This window comes from Streptomyces sp. NPDC007164, assembly GCF_040634135.1.
In the GTDB taxonomy this organism is placed as follows: Bacteria; Actinomycetota; Actinomycetes; order Streptomycetales; family Streptomycetaceae; genus Streptomyces; species Streptomyces sanglieri.
In genome coordinates, this window is record NZ_JBEYFB010000015.1 from 116,027 (window position 1) to 132,970 (window position 16,944).

At 71.2% G+C, this 16,944-nt stretch carries 13 protein-coding genes; 11 read left to right on the forward strand and 2 right to left on the reverse strand.

The annotated features are described in order from the left end of the window. Positions 1-6 precede the first annotated feature (6 nt). Complete coding sequence (locus ABZ622_RS20535) at positions 7-1,116, reverse strand: LacI family DNA-binding transcriptional regulator (RefSeq protein WP_360545054.1); 1,110 nt, start codon at positions 1,114-1,116, stop codon at positions 7-9. Positions 1,117-1,341: 225 nt separating this feature from the next. On the opposite strand from ABZ622_RS20535, the gene ABZ622_RS20540 reads away from it, so the two are divergent. The 11 genes from ABZ622_RS20540 to ABZ622_RS20590 all read left to right on the forward strand — a co-directional run bounded on the left by ABZ622_RS20540 (position 1,342) and on the right by ABZ622_RS20590 (position 15,340). Next, the gene (locus ABZ622_RS20540; protein ID WP_360545056.1) at positions 1,342-2,610 is read left to right on the forward strand and encodes an ABC transporter substrate-binding protein; all 1,269 of its coding nucleotides are present in this window, start codon (positions 1,342-1,344) and stop codon (positions 2,608-2,610) included. 138 nt (positions 2,611-2,748) lie between these two features. After that, a complete protein-coding gene (locus ABZ622_RS20545) occupies positions 2,749-3,591 on the forward strand; it encodes a sugar ABC transporter permease (protein ID WP_360545058.1) in 843 nt (280 codons plus the stop codon). Further along, entirely contained in the window at positions 3,578-4,501 is a 924-nt protein-coding gene (locus ABZ622_RS20550) for a carbohydrate ABC transporter permease (protein ID WP_360545060.1), read from the forward strand. Before ABZ622_RS20545 ends, ABZ622_RS20550 begins: the two co-directional genes overlap by 14 nt. A 44-nt stretch (positions 4,502-4,545) precedes the next feature. Then, positions 4,546-5,310 (forward strand): SDR family oxidoreductase, encoded by a 765-nt coding sequence (locus tag ABZ622_RS20555; RefSeq protein ID WP_360545062.1) that lies wholly within the window; start codon positions 4,546-4,548, stop codon positions 5,308-5,310. Further along, on the forward strand, positions 5,298-7,088 hold the full coding sequence (locus tag ABZ622_RS20560) for a heparinase II/III family protein (RefSeq protein ID WP_360545064.1): 1,791 nt from the start codon (positions 5,298-5,300) through the stop codon (positions 7,086-7,088). The genes ABZ622_RS20555 and ABZ622_RS20560 overlap by 13 nt, the downstream gene beginning before the upstream one ends. A 3-nt stretch (positions 7,089-7,091) precedes the next feature. Continuing rightward, positions 7,092-9,077: a hypothetical protein gene (locus ABZ622_RS20565; RefSeq protein WP_360545066.1), complete on the forward strand. Its 1,986-nt coding sequence runs from the start codon at positions 7,092-7,094 to the stop codon at positions 9,075-9,077. A 5-nt stretch (positions 9,078-9,082) separates the two neighbouring features. Continuing rightward, the gene (locus ABZ622_RS20570) at positions 9,083-9,685 is read left to right on the forward strand and encodes a DUF624 domain-containing protein (RefSeq protein WP_360545068.1); all 603 of its coding nucleotides are present in this window, start codon (positions 9,083-9,085) and stop codon (positions 9,683-9,685) included. Further along, a complete protein-coding gene (locus ABZ622_RS20575) occupies positions 9,682-10,761 on the forward strand; it encodes a right-handed parallel beta-helix repeat-containing protein (protein ID WP_360545070.1) in 1,080 nt (359 codons plus the stop codon). Before ABZ622_RS20570 ends, ABZ622_RS20575 begins: the two co-directional genes overlap by 4 nt. Next, positions 10,758-11,909: an SGNH/GDSL hydrolase family protein gene (locus tag ABZ622_RS20580; RefSeq protein WP_360545072.1), complete on the forward strand. Its 1,152-nt coding sequence runs from the start codon at positions 10,758-10,760 to the stop codon at positions 11,907-11,909. Before ABZ622_RS20575 ends, ABZ622_RS20580 begins: the two co-directional genes overlap by 4 nt. Before the next feature lie 7 nt (positions 11,910-11,916). Continuing rightward, positions 11,917-14,361 (forward strand): polysaccharide lyase 8 family protein, encoded by a 2,445-nt coding sequence (locus tag ABZ622_RS20585; RefSeq protein WP_360545074.1) that lies wholly within the window; start codon positions 11,917-11,919, stop codon positions 14,359-14,361. A 4-nt stretch (positions 14,362-14,365) separates the two neighbouring features. Then, complete coding sequence (locus ABZ622_RS20590) at positions 14,366-15,340, forward strand: alpha/beta fold hydrolase (protein WP_360545076.1); 975 nt, start codon at positions 14,366-14,368, stop codon at positions 15,338-15,340. A gap of 10 nt (positions 15,341-15,350) precedes the next feature. On the opposite strand, the gene ABZ622_RS20595 is transcribed toward ABZ622_RS20590, so the two are convergent. Next, positions 15,351-16,895: an NAD(P)/FAD-dependent oxidoreductase gene (locus ABZ622_RS20595; protein WP_360545078.1), complete on the reverse strand. Its 1,545-nt coding sequence runs from the start codon at positions 16,893-16,895 to the stop codon at positions 15,351-15,353. Between the last annotated feature and the right edge of the window lie 49 nt (positions 16,896-16,944).

Here is a 16,944-nt window from a genome sequence, read left to right on the forward strand (position 1 = left end):
CCCCTGCTACGCCGTCCGGCCCGCGACCGGCCGCTCCGCGCCGGCCGGTGCCGGGATCGCGGCGGTCGCACCGGCCGGCGCCGGGGCCGTCGACTCCCGTACCACCAGCCGCGGCCGGATGAGCAGTGACCGTCCGGCCGCCGGGGCCGAGTCGATCCGGGCCCGCAACTGCTGGAAGGTCTCCGCGGCCATCTCCGGCAGCGGCTGGCGGACCGTGGTGAGCGGTGGTTCGAAGAGGTCGGCGAGGAGGATGTCGTCGAAGCCGACCACGGAGACGTCCTGTCCGGCGTTGCGCCCGGCGTCCTTGGCCCCCCGGCAGATCCCGATCGCGCACATGTCGTTGATGGCGACGAACGCGGTGGGCGGGCGGGGGCCGCCGAGCAGCTCCCTGGCGGCGTTGCGGCCCAGTTCGGCCGCGTCCTTGTCGCCGAACTCGGTGGCGTCCGCGCCGGGCCAGACGATCGCGTCGGCCGGGTCGAGACCGGCCGCCTCCAGGGCGGCCCGGAAGCCGCGCAGTCGCTCGCGGCGGTTGACACTGTTGACCGAGCCGGAGACGAACGCCAGCCGGCGGTGACCGAGCTCGATCAGATGGCGGGTGGCGATCTCGGCGCCCATCGCGTTGTCGACGCTGATGGAGGCCAGCGACGGCGGATCGCCCGCCTGTGCGGTGCGGTCGAAGGCGACCATCTTCAGCCCTCGGCTCAGCAGTGGTGTCATGTGGTCCAGCGAGGGCAGCGAGGAGCACAGCACCACTCCGCTCACCCCGTCCGCGAGCAGTTCCTCGCCGTACTTGAGCTCACGGGCCGCGTCGCGCTCGCTGTTGCAGAGCAGTACGTGATAGCCCTCGGCCAGCGCGATGGCCTCCAGCTCGCGGGCGAGCGCCCCCCAGAAGGGGTTGGCGACCGACGGCACGATGAGGCCGATGACCTTGATGCGGCCGGTGCGCAGCATCCGGGCGGCGCGGTTGGGCCGGTAGCTGAGCTGCTCGATCACCTGCTCCACACGGGCCAGCGTGGCCGCCTGCATACGGTCCGTCCGCCCATTGAGGACGTTGGAGACCGTGCTCGCGGAGACCCCCGCGGCCTCCGCGACCTGATGGATCGTTACCCCGCTCATGCCACCTCCCGTTCGGAACCCGATGAACCATACCAGTGTATCGATTTACTGAACTTCGTTTACCGGTACACCCGTTAACATCCCCGAAAATTCATGTGCATCAGCTGTTGACGTCCCTCTGACGACGTTCCTAGCATCAGTGCATCGATTTACCAGCACTTCCCGGCCATGGCTGGGTTCTATCGCTGGATCGGTCCACAGTCTCCACCTCAAAAGGGGTGTTCCATGCAACTCAAAAGACGGTCGCTGCTTGCCGCCATCGGCGCCGGTACCGCTGCCGCCGCGCTCAGCGGGTGCGGAACCGGCACTTCGGCGGCAGGCTCCGCCGACGGTCCCGCCGAAGGTGAGATCACTCTGCTCACCCCGATCTACGAAGGTGCCGACGGCAAGACGCTGTTGGAGAAGGAGATCCTGGGCGGGTTCCGGAAGAAGTATCCGGACGTCAAGGTGAACGTGGACTACACCACGTACGACCAGCTCAACGAGAAGATCACCACCGGTCTCGCGGGCGGTCTGCTGCCCGACGTGCTGATGATGGGCGTGGGCTGGATCCCGCCGTTCGCCGCGAAGAAGGCGATCGCGGAGCTGCCGGAGAAGTTCGCCACCGCGCACGACTACGAGGAGCGGGTGCTTGAGCCGTCCCGGTACGACGGCAAGCTCTACGCCCTGCCGGTCGTCCTCGACACCCGCATCGTCGTCTACCGCAAGGACCACTTCGCCGAGGCCGGCATCAAGAAGACCCCGGCGAACTGGGCCGAACTGCGCGCCGTGGCCAAGCAGCTCACGAAGGACGGCCGGATCGGTTTCGACCCGTTTTCCATCAATTTGCGCCAGTGCTGGGAGGCCTTCCTCTTCGCCAACGGCGGCCAGCTGTTCAGCGCGGACGGCAAGAAGGTGCTGTTCACCGACGCCCGAGGGGTCGAGGCGCTGCAGTTCTTCAAGGACCTGGTCAAGGACGGCTCCGCCGACTACGCCAAGAAGACGGAGCTCGGTGCCCCGACCAACGTACAGACCGGCAAGGCGTCGATGATGATGACGACCAGCGGGCTGTGGAGGCAGGTCGGGGAGCAGACGCCGGACCTCCTCAAGGACGACAAGCTCGGTGCGTTCATCCTCGCCAACCGCAAGCCCGCGATGCTCCAGGGCGGCACGCTCGTGACCCAGTCCGCCAGATCCAAGCACCCGGCGGCGGCCCGTGCGCTCGTCGAGTACCTCGCGACGCCCGAGTCGATCCTCGGCGCGGCCAAGCAGCGCGGTTCGGTGCCCGGCCTGAAGGACCTCAGCGACACCTCGTACGTGAAGGAGAACAAGTTCGTCGATCTCTCCCTGCAGAGCATGGGCGCCGCGTGCTCCGAGGGCGGCACCGCAGCCTGGATGGAGATCCGCGAGAAGATCAAGCCCACGCTGGAGCCCGCGATCGTGGGCAGCCAGTCGGCTAAGGACGCCATCGCGGAACTCGGCCGGCTCGCCGAGGCCGCAATCGGCCGGATGTAAGGACCCGTCACTGTGGGAGCTACATCCGTATTGAAGGCTCGCCCCGCGCCGCCCTCCGCCCCGACCGGACGCACGGTCGCGAAGAAGCGCGCCGGCCGGGTTCCGACGGGACCTGGGCGCCGCAGGCAACGCGCCGGCATGCTGATGGTGGCGCCCGCGCTGCTGCATGCCTCGCTCTGGATCGGCCTGCCGGTCGTCGCATCGGTGGTCCTGGCCTTCACGAAGTACGACGTGCTGACGGCGCCGCAGTTCGTGGGTCTGGACAACTTCACCGAGATGATGGGCGACGCGGTCTTCCGCAAGTCCATCGTCAACACGGTCGTCTACACCTTCTTCACCGTGCCGTTCGGCATGGCGCTGGGGCTGCTCATCGCCCTGGCGCTGCACACCGGCCTGAAGGCCCGCGGTATCTTCCGTACCGCGGTCTTCCTGCCGCAGGTGACGGCGACCGTGGCGATCGCACTGGTCTGGCTGTGGATCTACAACCCGGGCAACGGGCTGCTGAACACACTGCTGTCCTTCCTCGGGATCGACGGCCCGGCCTGGCTCTCGTCGACCACGTGGGCGATGCCCTCGGTGATCCTGGTCGGCATCTGGCAGGGCATCGGCATGAAGATGCTCATCTACTTGGCCGCACTGCAGTCCCTGCCGAAGGAGCTGTACGAGGCGGCCTCGGTGGACGGCGCCTCGAAGGTGCGGCAGTTCTTCTCGATCACACTGCCGCTGCTGAAACCCGCGACGTTCTTCGTCCTCATCACGTCGATGATCACCGCGTTCCAGTCCTTCGACCAGATCTACATCCTGACCGACGGCGGCCCGGGCAACAGCACCACGATGATGACGTTCGAGATCTACAAGTCCGCCTTCCGGGAGTTCCGCGTCGGGTACGCCTCCGCCCAGTCACTGGTGCTGTTCGTGCTGCTGATGGGCTTCACCCTGGTCAACCGGCGGATCATGGGAGGCACCCGTGGCCACAACTGAGCTGCACGCGCCGGGGGCCACGCGCAAGTCCCGGCCGGTGAAGAACGGCAAGCCGCTCACCGCCGGCCGGATCGCGCTCTATGTGACCCTCACCGTCGTCTCGCTGCTGATGGTGGTGCCGTTCGTCTGGATGGTGCTCACCTCGCTCAAGACCCCGGTGGAGATCGCCTCCCAGGACGCCGGACTGTTGCCGGAACACTGGGAGTTCGGGAACTACATCGACGCGCTGAAGGCGGCGCCGTTCGCGACGTACGCGCGCAACAGCTTCATCATCGCCTTCAGCCACACCCTCATCAACGTGGTCGTGGCGTCGATGGCCGGGTACGCGCTGGCGCGGATCAAGTTCCGCGGCAGCGAGGTCATCTTCTACCTCTTCATCGCCGCGCTGATGATCCCCACGTACACAAAGGTGCTGCCGGAGTTCCTGATCGTCCGCTTCATGCCGCTGGCCGGCGGGAACGACATCTTCGGCCAGGGCGGCAGCGGCTGGCTGGACTCCTGGTGGGCGCTGATCGTTCCCGGCGCCGTCACCCCCTTCGCGGTCTTCCTCTTCCGTCAGTTCTATCTGGACCTTCCGGTGGAGCTGGAGGAGGCGGCCAGGCTCGACGGTCTGGGCGAGTTCCGGATCTACACCCGGATCATGACGCCGCAGGTCAAGCCCGCGCTCACCACCGTGGCGCTGCTGACCTTCGAGTCGTCGTGGAACAACTTCCTCTGGCCGCTGCTGGTGACCCGCACGGACAGCCTGCGGGTGATCCAGGTGGGGCTCTCCGTCTTCAAGACGGAGAACGGCCCCCAATGGCACTTCCTGATGGCCGGCACCACGCTGGCCACCCTGCCCATGGTCATTCTCTTCCTCATCGGCCAGCGCTACTTCGTACAGGGCTTCGCGACCGCCGGTCTCAAGTGACCGGATCAAGCCCCGACGACCGTTCTTCGAAAGGTACTTACTCCATGTCTGCTGATCTCAACGGCTCCCGCGCACTGGTGACCGGCGCGGGCCACGGCATCGGCCGCGCCATCGCCGTCGCGCTCGCCGAGGCCGGCGCGGACGTCGCCGTCCACTACAACTCCTCCGCCGACGAGGCCGCCAAGACGGTCTCCGCGATCGAGGCGCTGGGCCGCCGGGCCAAGGCGTTCAAGGCCGATGTCACGGTGACCGCCGACGTGGACCGGCTCGTCGAGGAGGCGACCGGCTTCCTCGGCGGACTGGACGTGCTGGTCTGCAACGCGGGTCATCTGATCGGCCGGGCCACCATCGCCGAGATGTCCGACGACCACTTCGACCAGGTCATCTCCACCAATCTGACGTCCACGTTCCGCACCGTGCGCGCCGCCGTCCCCCACCTGACGCAGTCGCCGGCCGGCCGCATCATCACGATGTCCTCGCTGGCCGCGCACAACGGCGGCGGCCCCGGCTCGGTGGCCTACGCGGCGGCCAAGGCCGGTGTGCGCGGCTTCACCAAGGGCCTGGCCAAGGAGCTCGGCTCCACCGGCATCACCGTCAACGCCGTCGCGCCCGGCTTCATCAAGGGCACCGCCTTCCACGACACGTTCACCGCGCCCGAGGCACAGCAGGCGATGGAGGCGGGCATCCCGGTCGGCCGGGCCGGCACCCCCGAGGACGTCGGCGCCGCCGTCGTCCACCTGGCCCTGCCGTCGTCCGGCTTCCTCACCGCCACCACGGTGGACATCGACGGTGGCGTGTGGCCGCGTTGAGGCGGATCGCCCGGGAGCGGGGCGGCTGGTGGCACGCGTACGTCTGCCCGGCGCACGGCGTGGAGCTCGACCACGGTGACCTGCTCTCCGGGGTGTTCCCCGAGGACGGTGCGCGCTGCGCGTACGGCTGCCGGGTGGACGACGAGGCGGTGCGCGGCGCCTGGCTGGTGCTCTCGCACCAGGCGTGGGCGCGGCACCTGCGGGTGCTCGCCCACCGCAAGGAGCGCGCGGAGTCGGTGTCGCGGCTGGTGGAGTACGCGGGGCTGTACGCCTCGCTGGCCACCGATCGGCACGGCGAGGCGCAGTCCTGGATGCTGCGCGGCCGGCTCTTCCACCAGGCGCTGACCGACGCCATCTGGGCGGTGAACGTCGGGCACACCGTGATCACGCTCGCCGAGCAGTCGACCGAGGACCTGGCCCCGGTGCTGCCGCTGCTGGACGCGCTGGAGCAGGCCGCTCTCGACGCCCGGGATGTGCTCACCGGCCAGGGCCACCTCGCCTCCAACTACACCGCGTGGCTCAACGCGGCCGGTGTGGCGGCGAGCCGGGGTGCTGCGGCGGCCCGTGGCCAGGAGTGGGGCGGCGCCGGGCAGTGGCTGGAGGGCGAGCACGGGCTGTACGAGCATCTGCGCGTCGCGGTCGCCGACGACGGCTGGGAGTGGGAAGGCAGCACCTATTACCACGGGTTCGTGCTGCGGGCGGCGCTGCTGGCGCTGCGGGGCACCGACCCCGCCGCCGTGCCGTCCGACGTGGTGGACGTACTGGCCGGGATGACGGATGTGCTGGCGGCGATCGCCACGCCGGGCGGCATCCTGCCTGCGCTGCACGACGGCCCGTATCTGCGCCACCCGCTCGCCCTGGAGTGGCTCGAACTCGTGGCTCTGGCACAGCAGTTGGTGCCCTCTTCGGCACTGGAAGCGGTGGCCGGGCGGGCCCGTGCCGAGCTCGGTGCGCAGGACGACGGGCTCGACCGCGAGCTGGCCGGCTGGTTCGCCGGACCGCCGCTGCCGCGGCGGCCGGCGCCCGGTCCGGTGACGGTGTTCCCGGCCGCCGGGTACGCGGTGCTGCAGCACGCGGGCGTCCACGCGCTGCTGGACTTCGGTCCGCACGGCGGCTCGCACGGCCATCGGGACAAGCTGTCCCTGTACCTGTACGGGGACACCACCCCGTGGCAGCCCGACCCTGGCCAAGTGCCCTACGCGCACGCCGAGTTCCGGGATCTGTACGCGTCCACCCAGGCCCATCCGGCGTTCCGGGTGGACGGCGCCGAACAGGCCGAGTGCACCGGGCGGCTGCTCGGCTCGGACGGTTCGTCCGTCACCGCCGAGGCGACGACCGCGTACGAGGGTGTGCGCGCGGTGCGACGGGTGGTGCTGGGTGACAGTTATCTGGTCGATCTGCTGACGGTGCGTGCCGAGGACGAGCGGCGCCTCACCGCGCAGCTGCGCCCCGGCGTCGCGCTGGACGTCCAGCTCCAGGCCTCGGGCGAGGTCCGCACCACCTGGTACGGCGACGAGACCCTGCACGGCTGGCACACCCACACCCCCGGCGCGGCCGTGCGTCCGGTCTCCCGGCCGGGCCCCGGCCCGGCCGACGACCCGCAACGGGTGCGCACCCGGGTCGACTTCACCACCCAGTCGGACCTGGTCACCTTCGCCTCGGTGTACCAGGCGGCGTCGGCCGGGCCCGCCGTGGCCGACGTGACACTGGACGGTGACGGGGTACTGACGGTCTCACTGACCGACGGCGCCACCGCACGGTTCCGGACGGAGGACTGACCCTTGTTGCTCTCGGCGACCCCGCCGCCCGGCCCGCGCCCCGCGCAGCAGGCGCGGCTGTACGAGGAGGCGGCCCGCCACCGCGGGCTGACCCCGCCGCGTACGCACCCCCTGGCCAGCATCACCTGGCTCGGCCCGGCCGCCTCCAATCCGGCGCTGGCCTATCGGGTGAGCGGCGATCCGGCCCATCTGGCGGAGAGCCTGCGCTGGATCGAGGCCGCGGTGCGGCTGCCGCACTGGGGCAAGGCACATATGCCGGACCACGATCTGGACGCCGGCTGGCTGCTGCACCACCTCTCGCTCGCCTACCGGTGGATCGGCGACGATCTGCCGGAGGGCGTGCGGGCGCTGCTGCGGTACAAGCTGCTGCTCCAGGGGCGGCGGATGTACGAGTTCGCGGTGGCGAGCGAGGGCCGCTGGTGGTCGTCCTCGTACTGGCAGAACCACAACTGGATCTGCTACGCGGGTCTGGCGACGGCCGGTTATGTGCTGGGCAAGGAGGAGTGGACCGAGCGTGCCAAGGACAACCTCGGCACGGTCCTCGATCTGATGCCGGACGACGGTTCGCACGCCGAGGGGGTCGTCTACTGGCGTTACGGCGTGCCGTTCCTCGCCATCCACCTGGATCTCCTCCAGGAGGCGGAAGGCATCGACTGGTGGGGGCGGGGCGGCTTCCTCTCGAACACCTTCCGCTACCGGCTGCACCAGCTGGCTCCCGGCTTCGCGTTCAACATCGACCACGGCGACTGCCACGACCGGCGCAGCGGACACAGCGCCGGCCTGTACTACCGTCTCGCGGCGCAGTACGGGATTCCGCAGGCGCAGTGGCTGGGCGATCTCGCCTCGGGTGAACTGCTGTGGCAGGAGGCGGCACAGAGCGGGGTGCGGCCGGGGATCCTGCCGGAGGCGTATCTCGAATACCTCTGGTACGACCCGTCCGCGGCCGCCGCCCGGCCCACCGAGACACGGGCGTTCTTCCCGGATCTCGGCCTCCTCGCGGCCCGGACCGGGTGGGACGACGACGCCACTCTCGTCTCGTTCAAGGCGAGCCCCGGCGGTGGTCACAAGGCGTGGGAGACGTCCGCGAAGCACCGGGCGGAGCTGGGCTGGGAAACCCTCAACCAGGGGCACCACCACCCGGATTCGGGCTCGTTCGTGCTGGTGTCGCAGGGTGCGTTCCTCGCGGTCGACGAGGGCTACAGCAACCGCAAGCGGGCCGCGCACCACAATCTGCTGCTGGTGGACGGCCAGGGTTACGCGGACGAGGACCGCTATCACGTCTACAAGGACATCCCGTACGAGCGGCAGGCCCGGCAGCGCGATGTGCTCGCCGGTCCGGACTGCGGGTGGGCGCACGCCACGGCGGAGATCGCCGCGATGTACGACCCCGCGCTCGGGGTGCGGCGGCTGGACCGGACGCTGGTGTTCACCCCGTCGGGACGGCTCGTGCTGCTGGATCTCGCCGAGGCGGACGCGGAGCGGGAGTGGACGTTCCTGCTCCAGACCGACCGGCCCACCGAGCCGGGGCCGGACGGCGGCCGGCTGATCCGGTCCGGGGCGGCCTCGGCCCTGGTGCGGCAGTTCGCGCCGCAGGATGCCTCGGTCGTCTCCGAGGCCACCGAGGTGGAGGCCAATCCGACGTCCAGCACGCCGGAACTGCGGCTCACCCGCACACTGCACACCCTGAGCGCGAGGACCGCGCGCGCGACGGACGCGCTCTTCCTCACCGCGATCGTCCCGGGCCCGGCACCGGCCCCCGCCGAGCGGGTGCTGTGCACGCGGGGCCAGGGCGTCACCTTCGGCGAGGAGACCGTGCTCCTCTCCCCAGTCACCCGCCGGATCCGTACCGCCTCGGTGTCGGCGGACGCGGCGGCGGTGCTGCTCGGCACCGAGGACTCGGCCCCGTACGTGGTGGCGGCCACCCGGCTGGAGCTGGACGGCCGCGTGCTGCTCGATGTCCCGGAGCCGTACACAGGAAAGGTCGGCTGATCACCATGCAGGCAACCCTCTCGTCCGGCTGGCCGACGCTGCTGCGGCGGCTGGAGTTCGTGGCCTACCCGGCGGCCGCCGGCGCCGCCTTCACCCTGCTGTCGCTCGGTGTCGTGACCTGGCTCCCCGCGCTCGCCGCGATGGGGCACGCCCTCCAGCGGTGGCGGGCGGAGAGTGACAGCCGCTGCTTCACCAACACCTTCGCCGCCTTCCCGCAGTACTGGCGGTCCCTGTGGCGCCACTCCCTGGTGTCCACCGCGGCGGCCGTCGTGCTCGCCGCCAACATCGTCCATCTGCTGGGCCGTCCGGAGCCGTGGACGTTCGTGCTGCTCGCCGCACAGGTGGGCATCGCGGCCGCCCTGGCCATCCACCATGTGGCGCTCGCGGCCGAGGCGGGCCGCTCGCCGCACGGCACGGTCCGCACCTGGTCGCGCGGTGCACTGGCCCTCGGCTTCGGGTCGGCGGCCCGTGGCACCGCACTGCTCGGCGCGGTGGTCTCCGCCGCGCTGATCTCCCTCGTCGTACCGCTGGGACCCCTGCTCCTCGGCCCCAGCATCCCCGTACTGCTCGCTCTGTCCTTCGCAGACCCCAGGAGGCACACCCCATGAGCCGTGTACTGCGCACCACTCTCGTCGCCGCGCTCGCCGCCGGCGCGCCGCTCGCCTTCCCCCCGCCGTCCGTCGCCGCCGAGTCCGCCACCGCGTACTACGTGTCGCCGTCCGGCAGCGACTCCAACGCCGGTACGTCGGCGAGCGCCCCGCTCGCCACGATCCAGAAGGCGGTCGATCTGGCGCCGACGGGCGCGGTGGTCAACCTCGCCGCCGGTACGTACAAGCAGGACGTCGTGACCAAGCGCGCCGGTGTCACCCTCACCGGCCCGGCGAGCGCCGTGGTGAAGGGGGCCGGCGACGCCCGGATCATCCAGGTGCAGCACGACTCGACGACGCTCAGCGGCTTCACCGTGGACGGGCTGCACGGGTCGTCCACCGATGTGTCGGGGTACCGCCTCAAACTCGTGTATGTCATGAGCACGACTCCGGGTAACGGGGTGGGCGGTCTGCGCATCACCGGGATGACGCTGAAGAACGCCGCCGACGAGTGCCTCCGGGTGCGCTATCTGGTGACCGGCGCGGACATCTCCGACAACACGATCACCAACTGCGGGGTCAACGACTTCAAGTTCGGCGGCGGCGGCAAGAACGGCGAGGGCATCTACCTCGGCACCGCCCCGGAACAGCAGGGGGCGAACGGCGCACCGGACGCGGCCCCCGACATCAGCAGGAACAACCGCATCCATCACAACACCATCGCCACCCAGGGCAACGAGTGCGTGGATGTGAAGGAGAACTCGACCAACAACTACGTCGAGTACAACGACTGCAGCGGTCAGAAGGACTCCAGCTCCGGCGGCCTGGACGCGCGCGGCAGCGGCAACATCTTCCGTTACAACACCATTCACGACAACGTCGGTTCCGGCATCCGGCTCGGCGGTGACACCGCGACCGACGGCGTGAACACCAGTATTTACGGCAACACCATCACCGGTAACACGGGCGGCGGCATCAAGTTCATGCGCACCCCGCAAGGTCCGGTGTGCACCAACACCATGAGCGACAACACCGGTGGCGACGCGGTCGGCACCTACGGCAGCGCGTACGACCCGACGGGTGCGTGCCCCCAGTGACCGGGCGGGGACCCGCGAGACGCGGGGTACTGACGGCGGCGGCCGGTCTGGCGGCGGTCGCGGCCACGGCACCGGGGGCCCAGGCGGCCGAGCGGTCGAACGGCGGCGCGGGCCGGTCGCGCTGGACGACGTCGTGGGCGACCGCGCAGACCGCACCGACCGCCACGGACACGGTGGCGAGCGCCGGCCTGACCGACGGCACGTGCGTCGCCGACGTACGGCTCTCCGCTGGCGGAAACGTCCGGCTGCGCTACGGGCACGCCTTCGGCACGGCCCCGGTCCTCGTCGGCCCGGTGACGGCGGGCGGCCTGCCCGTGACGTTCGGCGGGCAGCGGCAGGCGTGGCTCGCCGCGGGCTCCTCGCTGACCAGCGACGCGGTCGCCGGACTGCGTGCCCCCGAGGCCTCACGGCTGACGGTCGAGACCCGGCTTCCCGGCCCCACCGGTCCGCTCTCCTTCCACCGCAACACCCATGCCTCGCACTCCGTCGACGGCGAGCGCACCACATCGGTGTTCCTGTTGACCGGCGTCGAGGTGACGGGCGCGCACGGGCCCGTGATCGCGGTGCTCGGCGACTCCATCACGGAGGGCGTCGGCACACCCGACGACGCCGATCTGCGCTGGCCCGACCAGCTGGCCAGGCGGCTTCCCGGCTCGTCCGTCGCCAATCTCGGCATCAGCGGCAACCGGCTGCTGCTGGACGACGCCAGGTTCGGGCCGGGCGGGCAGGCGCGCTTCGACCGCGATGTGCTGTCGCTGCCCGGACTGCGCACCGTCCTCGTCCACCTCGGCGTCAACGACCTCCAGCAGCCGCCGAGCCAGACCGATCCGGCGCGCGTCCTGGCCGGGTACCGGCAACTGGTGCTGCGCGCCCGCAACGCCGGGCTGCGGACGGTCGGCGCGACCGTCGCCCCGTTCGGCGGCTGGACCCGCTGGACGCCCGAGCTCGAAGCGGTCCGGCAGCGGATCAACGCGGCGGTGCGCACCGGCCGGGTCTTCGACGCCGTCGTCGACTTCGACGCGGCCCTGCGCGACGCGCGGAACCCGGCACGGCTGCTGCCCGCGTACGACAGCGGGGACGGACTCCACCCCAACCCTTCCGGTCATGCCGCGCTGGCAGCGGCCGTCGACCGCCGAAATCTCCTGTGAGGGCCGCATGACGAACCCAGGCACCACTCCAGGCACCATTCCGGGCACCACCCGGCGCACCGTTCTCGCCGGGGCGGCGGCTCTCGGCGCTGCCGCCGCGCTCCCGCTGACGCTCACCGCCGCCACGGGCACCGCTCACGCGACGGCCCCGGCCGCCGTCACCGACGACCCCACCGCCCTGCGCACCCGCTGGCACACCCTGCTCACCGGCGGCCCCGGCCTCGACCTGACGGACCCGCAGATCGCCGCTGCCGTGGCCCGGATCGGCAAGGCCGCGACCACCTCCGTCAAGGGGCTCGACCCGGCCCGGACCGACGGGCTGTTCCCCGATCTGACCAGCACCACGCTCTCCAACCATGTGACGACGTCGTTCAAGCGGCTCGCCACGGTCGCGACCGCGTGGGCCGTCCCCGGCACCCCGCAGTACGGCGACACCGCGCTGCGCGATCTGCTGCTGGCCGGCCTCGACTGGATGCTGACGAACCGCTACGGCGCCGGCCATACCCGGTTCGACAACGACTGGGACTGGGAGATCGGCTCCGCGCTCGCCCTCAACGACGCCGCCGTGCTGCTGCACGACGTGCTGGGCACGGAGCGGCTGGGCCGGATCACCGCGGCCGTGCGGCACTACACGCCCGACCCGAACCTCTGGCGGGCCGACCGGCAGATCGCCACCGGCGCCAACCGGGTCTGGATCTCCACCGTGGTCGCCGTCAACGCGGTGCTCAGCGGCACCGGCGGCGATCTGGCCCGGGTCCGTGACGCTCTTTCGGACGTCGAGGGTTCGGGCGCCAACAGCGTCCTCGCCTTCAACGACGCGAGCGCCGCGGCGGAGGGCACCGGCGAGGGCTTCTACTCCGACGGTTCGTTCCTCCAGCACTACAAGCACCCGTACAACGGCGGGTACGGCAAGGAACTGCTGAACAACCTGTCCCGGCTGCTGAACCTCCTCGCCGGGACCGAGTGGGCGGTCACCGACCCCGACCTCGACAACATCCGCGGCTGGGTCGACGACGGCTTCGACCCGCTGCTGGTGCGCGGCGACGTGATGGCTTCGGTGTGCGGGCGCGAGATCGCCCGGCCCAGCAAGCAGGGCCATGTGTCGGCGCAGACGGTCATCGAGGCGGTGGTGCGGCTGATCCCGAGCTTCCCCGGCGAGACGGCCGACCGTTTCACCTCCCTGGTCAAGCAGTGGATCGCCGAGGACACCTACCGGGACTTCCTGGCCGTCACCGACCTGGCCTCGCTGGTCGCCGCCCGGCAGGTCATCGCCTCCACGGTGCCGGCCCGGGGGCCGCTGGTCGCGCACAGACAGCACCCGCGGATGGACAAGGCCGCCCACCACCGGCCGTCGTTCGCGCTCGGCATCTCCGCGTACTCGTCCCGGATCTACAACTACGAGTCGATCCAGAACGAGAACCTGCACGCCTGGCACCTCTCCGACGGCATGGTCCTGCTCTACACCGACGACCTCGGCCATTACAGCGAGGACTACTGGCCGACCGTCGACCCGGCCCGGCTGCCCGGCACCACCGTCATCGCGGGCCGCCCGGCCGACGCGGCGGGGCAGCGCACCACCAGCACGGCCGACTGGACGGGCGGCACCTCACTGCCCGGCACCACGCTCGGCGCGTACGGCATGGAGCTGCGCGCGTACGGCAGCTCGCTGCACGGGCTGAAGAGCTGGTTCTGCCTGGACGACGTGATCGCCTGCGTCGGCTCGGGCATCGGCGCCGACGCGGGCACGGCCGAAACGGTCGTCGAGAACCGGAAACTCCGCGATCCGAAGGCGGCCCTGCTGGTCAACGGCACGGCGGCGCCCACGGACGCCGGCTGGTCGGCCCGGCTGGACAAGGTCCGGTGGCTGCACGTGGCCGGAACCGGCGGCTATGTCTTCCCCGAGCCCGCCACGCTGAACGGTCTGCGCGAGGAGCGCACCGCGACCTGGCGCGAGATCAACCTCAAGTACGGCACGGACACATCGGTCACCCGCCCGTACCTGACGCTGTGGCAGGACCACGGTGCCGCACCGAGCGGGGCCGGCTACTTCTGGCTCCAGGCCCCGGCCGCCTCGGCCGAACGGACCGCGCAGTGGTCGGCCGCGCCGCCGGTGAAGCTGATCGCCCGCTCCACCGCCGTGCACGCGGTGCAGCGCTGCGCGGACGGGCTGGTCGCCGCGAACTTCTGGACCGCCGGCACCGTCCGGGACCTCACCTCGGACGGCCCCGCCTCGGTGCTGGTGCGGCCGGACGGGAAGACGGTGAAGGTGTCGCTGTCCGACCCGACCCAGCTGCGGTCCTCGGTCGTGCTGGACCTGGCGCGGCACGGCCTGAGCGTCGTCTCCGCCGATCCGGGCGTCAGCGCCCGGTCCACCAAGGACGGCGTCCGGATCACCGCCGACACGACCGGCCGCCACGGCGCAACCCTCAACCTCACCCTGAAGAGGAGCTAGACCCTTGCTGTTCGACATGCCTCTGGACCGGCTGCGCGACTACCGGCCGGAGCCGGAGGAGCCGGCCGACTTCGACGCCTTCTGGGAGAAGACGCTCACCGAGACGGCCCGCCACGGCCTGGACGCCGAGTTCGTCCCGCACGACGCCGGGTTCGCGACCGTCGACGTGTTCGACGTGACGTTCCGTGGCTGGGGCGGGCAGCCGGTCAAGGCCTGGCTGATGCTGCCGAAGACGCGTTCCGGCCCGCTGCCCGCCGTGGTCCAGTACATCGGCTACAACGGCGGCCGGGGCATCCCGTACTCCTGGCTGACCTGGAGCGCGCTCGGCTACGCCCATCTGGTGATGGACAACCGGGGCCAGGGCGGCGGCGGCAAGAACACCGCCGACACCCCGGACATCGGCCCGGACGGGCACGGCTCCTCCTCGCCCGGCTTCCTGACCCGCGGCATCGAGGACCCCTACCGCCACTACTACCGGCGGCTGATCACGGACGCGGTGCGGGCGGTCGACGCGGCGAAGGCCCACGAGGCGGTGGACGCCTCCCGCGTGGCGGTGCTCGGCGGCAGCCAGGGCGGCGGGCTGGCGCTGGCCGTCGCCGGGCTGCGGGACGACCTCGTGGCCGCAGTCGCCGATGTGCCGTTCCTCTGCCACTACCGGCGCGCCTCGCAGATCACGGACGCCGGACCGTACGCGGAGATCGCCCGCTGGCTGTCCGGGCACCGCTTCCGGATCGACGAGGCGATAGAGACGCTGTCCTACTTCGACGGGGTCAACTTCGCGGCACGGGCGACCGCGCCGGCGTGGTTCTCGGTCGGCCTGATGGACAAGATCTGCCCGTCGTCCACGGTGTTCGCCGCCTACCACCGCTATGCGGGCCCGGCGCAGATCGAGGTGTTCCCGTACAACGGGCACGAGGGCGGCGCCGAGTACGACCTGCCGCGCAAGCTCGGCGCGCTGCGGGGCGTGTTCGGCCAGTAGCACACCTCGGTCACCGGCCCAGCGCCGCCATCGCGGCGTTGTGGCCGGGCACCCCGCTGACCCCGCCGCCGCGCACCGCACCGGCCCCGCACAGCAGCACATTGGCGTGCGCCGTCTCCACCCCCCACCGGCCGGTGGACTCCGTGGCGTACGGGAAGGCGAGGTCGCGGTGGAAGATGTGACCGCCGGGCAGCCGCAGGTCCCGCTCCAGGTCGAGCGGGGTCTTCGCCTCGATGCACGGCTCCCCGTTCCCGTCGCGGGCGAGGCAGTCGGTGACCGGCTCCTCCAGGTGCGCGTCGAGTTCGGCGAGCGTAGCGGCCAGCAGTTCGGCGCGGGTCGCCGCGTTGTCGGCGGCGAAGAGCCGGGCGGGGGCGTGCAGACCGAAGAGAGTGAGGGTCTGACAGCCGCGGGCAGCCAGGTCCGGGCCGAGGATCGACGGGTCGGTCAGCGAGTGGCAGTAGATCTCGGACGGCGGGGCTGCGGGCAGCCGCCCCGCCGCCGCGTCCCGGTAGGCGTCCGCGAGCTGCCCGTACCCCTCGGCGATGTGGAACGTCCCGGCGAAGGCCTCGCGCGGGTCGACGGAGCGGTCGCGGAGCCGGGGCAGCCGTTCCAGCAGCATGTTCACCTTCAGCTGCGCGCCCTCGGCCGGGGCGGGCGGTTCGTCCCCGAGGAGGGCGGCGAGCGCCTGCGGCGAGGCGTTGACCAGGACCTTGCGGGCCGCGACGACGTGTTCGGAGTCGGGTGAACGGACGGTGATCTCGGCGCGTGTTCCGTCGGTCTCGATCCGGGTCGCCTCGTGCCGGACCCGGATCTCCGCCCCGGCCTCGCGGGCGGCCCGCGCCAGGGCGTCGGTGAGCGCCCCCATGCCGCCGACGGGAACGTCCCAGTCGCCGGTCGCGCCGCCGATGACGTGGTAGAGGAAGCAGCGGTTCTGGAGCAGCGTGGGATCGTGCGCGTCGGCGAAGGTCCCGATCAGGGCGTCGGTGAGGACGACTCCGCGTACCAGGTCGTCGGCGAAGTTCTGCTCGACGGCGACGCCGATGGGCTCCTCGAAGAGCATCCGCCAGGCCTGCGGGTCGTCGATCCGCCCGCGCAGGGCGTCGCGGCCGGGCAGCGGTTCGGTGAGGGTCGGGAAGACGCGTTCGGCGACGTGCCGGGTCATGCCGTAGAAACGCTCCCACGCCCGGTACTCGCGGTCGGATCCGGTGAGCGCGGCGAAGGAGTCCCTGGTGCCCTTCCCGCCGACGAGCAGTCCGGTGGCGCGGCCGCCACGCACGGTCGGGGTGTACGAGGAGACGGTCCGCTTCCGCACCGCGAAGTCCAGTCCGAGATCGCGGACGATCTTGGGCGGGAGCAGGGACACCAGGTACGAGTAGCGCGACAGGCGGGCGTCGACCCCGTCGAAGGGGCGGGTCGAGACGGCCGCTCCCCCGGTGGTGGCCAAGCGTTCCAGGACCAGGACGGACCGTCCGGCACGGGCGAGGTAGGCGGCGGCGACCAGACCGTTGTGGCCGCCGCCCACGATCACTGCGTCATAGCTGTCGGGTGCGGGCATGACCCTTCGTAGCACGGCGCGATCGCCCGTGACCAGAGGCCGTGGTGAC